Source organism: Bacteroidota bacterium, from assembly GCA_034723125.1.
Taxonomy (GTDB): domain Bacteria; phylum Bacteroidota; class Bacteroidia; order CAILMK01; family JAAYUY01; genus JAYEOP01.
In genome coordinates this window covers 1-4,104 of the sequence record JAYEOP010000134.1, presented here as the reverse complement: position 1 = coordinate 4,104, position 4,104 = coordinate 1, and the positions used below count along the sequence as shown (strand labels likewise).

Here is a 4,104-nt window from a genome sequence, read left to right as displayed (position 1 = left end):
TTAATACAATGAAAAAAAACAAATCTATAAGCAAATTTGAAAAAATGCCAAATATTGCGTTTAGAATAATGTCGTTGATATTTAAGGTTCGGAATCTTTTTAAACCTTTTGGTGAAAACATTGACAAGTTCGGAATACAAAAGAACAGTATTGTTGTTGATTATGGTTGTGGTCCAGGAATGCATATAAGAAAAGCATCCGAATTAGTTGGAAATGAGGGATTAGTTTATGCTGTTGATATTCATGAATTAGCAATTAAATTTGTAAAAAAAATAATTGCGAAATATAATTTAGATAATGTAAAAACTTTTCAAACAGATGGAAATAAGCTTGAGATATCTAATAATACAGCCGATTTAATATATGCACTTGATATGTTTCACATGGTAAAAGATTATAAAAGTTTTTTAGCTGAATTAAATAGAATTGGAAAGTCTAACTGTATCTTAATTCTTGAAGACGGACATCAGCCAAGAAAAAAAACAATAGAAAAAGTCAAAGAATCTGGATATTGGGAAATTGAAAAGGAATATAAAAAATATATATTATGTAATCCAAAAAATAATTAACACAAAATAAATAATTATGAATATACTAAAAATAATTTTTGTTGTTCTATTAACAACTGTCGTGTCAGGTGCTAATGCACAGGGTGTTACTCAAACAATCAGAGGGCAAATAATAGAAAAACAAACACAGGCAACACTTCCAGGGGCTACGGTAATATTATTGGAAACAGACCCGCCTGTTGGAACAATTACAAATAACGAAGGTTATTTTGTTTTAAAAAATGTTGCTGTCGGAAGGATCAGTTTACAAGTCCGATATATAGGATATCATACTGTTACATTAAATAATCTTAATCTTATTTCAGGTAAGGAATTGATAGTAAACATTGAAATGGAAGAGAAAGTCCAGAAAATGGAGGAGGTTGTAATAACCGCTTCACGAAAAGGAGAAGTTTTAAATAAGATGACAAGCATTAGTGCCAGAACTTTTTCTATTGAAGAAAGCCAGCGATATGCAGGAGCGAGGAATGATGTTTCGAGAATGGCTGCAAATTATGCAGGTGTCTGTACTTCAAACGATGCCCTTAACGATATTGTAATTCGTGGTAATTCTCCGGCAGGTTTATTATGGAAGTTAGAAGGTGTTGATATTCCAAACCCTAATCACTTCGGGCAACTTGGTGCAACTGGTGGTCCTGTAAGCATGTTAAATAATAATGTTCTTTCTAATTCGGATTTTATGACCGCTGCTTTTCCTGCCGAATATGGTAATGCATACTCAGGTGTGTTTGACCTGAAAATGCGAAATGGAAATTACGAGAAGCATGAATTTCTCGGACAAGTTGGGTTTAATGGTTTTGAACTTGGAGCAGAAGGTCCTATTTCTAAAAAAAACAACTCATCATATTTAATAAATTATCGTTATTCAACAATGGGTGCATTGCAAGCAATGGGTATCAGCGTTGGAACAGGAAAGGCTGTCCCTAATTATCAGGATTTAACTTTTAAGCTAAATTTCCCGACAAAAAAAATAGGAAGAATTACATTTTTTGGTATTGGTGGAATTAGCGATATAAATTTTTTATACAGCGAAAGAGATACAACAGAAGAAGATGATAATGCTTATGCTTATAAAGATAGGGATGTTTTATCAAAAAGTAAAATGGGAACAATCGGGTTTTCACACACTTATTTAATTAATAGTAATACATATTCAAAACTAATTATTGGTGCATCAACAATGCTCAATGATAATGTTGTTGATTCTGTAAGCACTGTAACAAACACTCCTATACCTTATGTTCGAATGGATTTAACAGATTCGAGAATTTTCGGTAACTTTTTTATCAATAAAAAGATTAATATACATCATAATTTCAGAATAGGTGTGAATGTTAAAAAAATCAGCATGAATTTAATTGATTCTATTTATAATGCAAGTTACGACAGATTTCTTATAACAACAGATAATAATGATTTTACTTATTTATACGAAGCGTTTATTCAATGGCAATACAAACTCACCGATAATTTAATATTTAATCCCGGCATTCATTTTCAACAATTAACATTGAATAATAGCAATTCTATTGAACCCCGGTTTGGGATAAAATGGAATTTATCTAATACCCAATCGCTTGGATTTGCTTACGGTTTGCATAGTATTTGTCAGCCCTTAAGTGTTTATTTTAAACAGGTTGAATTACCTGACCTGAGCTATTTCAGGCCAAACGAAGATTTGGATTTCACGAAAAGCAATCACTTTGTTTTGGGATATAATCTTCAAATTAATGAGAATTTACGATTAAAAGCAGAAGCTTATTATCAGGATATTTTTCAGGCAGTAGTTGAGCAGAATAATAGTGCTTATTCAATTTTAAATAGCAATTCTTTTACAAGATTTACACCCGATTCGTTGGTAAACGGAGGCAGCGGCACAAATTACGGAATAGAACTTACTGTTGAACGATTTATGGATAAAGGATTTTATTATCTTTTAACCGCTTCGTTATACGAATCGAAATATAAAGGAAGTGATGGAATATTGAGAAATACAGCTTTCAACGGGAATTATGTTTTTAATGCTTTGGCAGGAAAAGAATGGAAATTATTTTCAAAAAAAGAAAATGCAAAATATAAAAAAGTAATAGCTATTGATGGAAAGCTAACTTATGCAGGAGGATTAAGATACACAGCTATTGACATAGTAAAATCAATGCAAAGCGGACAAACCGAACTTGACGAAAAAAATCCGTTTTCAAAACAATTTGCTGATTATATCAGACCGGATATTAGAATAGCTTTCAGGTTGGACGGAAAAAAATTCTCGCAAGAATTAGCTTTTGATATTCAAAATTTTATAAACAGGAAGAATCCGTATATGATGATATTTGATACTGAAACAGTAAAAGAAGAAATGATTTATCAACTTGGTATATTTCCGATGGTACAGTATAGGGTGGTTTTTTAGTATCTTTGAGGGTTGGAAGAATGTGAGAGTTTTTAAATTAATGCTTACAAATGTTTTATTATTACTTAAATTTAGTAAAAATAAATAAAATAGTGCAAACAAGAATGATAAATAGGAACGCTGATGACACGGATAACGCAGATAATCATGGATAATATATCAGTGAAAATCCGTGTTATCCGTGTTCAATTTTTTAATTGATAATAAAAAAATGAAATTCAACAAAAAAATACTATTAGCCTGCATTGCAATCGCATTGCTTATACCGGCATTTTTCTATTTAAAATTTCATTTTATAGGTAGCAATAAACCCATACACAACATGCACATCGGGGTTTTGTATTCATTTGTTGTTTCGGTATTAATTTTTACGGTTAATATTAAAACATTCAATTGGTTGCAACGAAAATTCCCTTGGGATAAAAAATTATTTCAACGAATAAGTTCTGAAGTGTTGTTGACCAACTTTAATGCTACAATAATAGTTTCAATTTGTGCAGCGATATTCCATTTTGCATTTAATTTCAGAAATCAAGAATTATATATTGTTTTATTTAATAATATAATTGTTGCAATATTAATAAACACTTTTGCTATTTCAATACTCGAAGGATATTATTATTTTCAGCAGTGGAAAAATTCATTGGTACAAACTGAACAGCTTAAAAGAGAAAATATACAGTCGCAATTCGAAGCATTGAAAAATCAAATTGACCCCCACTTTCTTTTTAATAGCATGAATACTGTATATTCTTTAATAGACACACATCCCGATAAAGCAAAGGAGTTTATCACAAAATTTTCTAAAATTTATCGCCATGTATTAGATGTAAAAGAAAAAATTGTAGTTCTGGTAAAAGATGAAATAGAATTTCTTAATTCATATATTTTTCTGCAAAAAATAAGACATGAAGGAAATCTTGAAATCTCAATTAATATTGATGCACAAAAATTAAACAATTATATTCCGCCTTTATCGCTTCAAATGCTTGTTGAAAATGCAATAAAACATAATATAATTTCAGAAAAAAATCCTTTAACTATTAGTTTAACGAGTAAAAATAACTACCTAATCATTAAAAACAATATTCAGCTAAAAAAGAACATGATTGAATCAACAAAAAT

General features: G+C 30.1%; 3 protein-coding genes. All 3 read left to right on the top strand.

Features of this window, described 5'->3' with window-relative positions; translation table 11 throughout:
* The coding region (locus U9R42_04090) for a class I SAM-dependent methyltransferase (GenBank protein MEA3495197.1) at positions 1-569 on the top strand (569 nt) is incomplete at its 5' end.
* A 16-nt stretch (positions 570-585) separates the two neighbouring features.
* Positions 586-2,979, top strand: a complete 2,394-nt coding sequence (locus U9R42_04085; GenBank protein MEA3495196.1) for a TonB-dependent receptor — start codon at positions 586-588, stop codon at positions 2,977-2,979.
* A 211-nt stretch (positions 2,980-3,190) separates the two neighbouring features.
* Positions 3,191-4,104: histidine kinase (locus tag U9R42_04080; GenBank protein MEA3495195.1), on the top strand; the 914-nt coding region annotated here is incomplete at its 3' end.

Coding starts and splice junctions, on each gene's coding strand:
- U9R42_04085 (MEA3495196.1), top strand. CDS start 586: ATGAATATACTAAAAATAATTTTTGTTGTTCTATTAACAACTGTCGTG.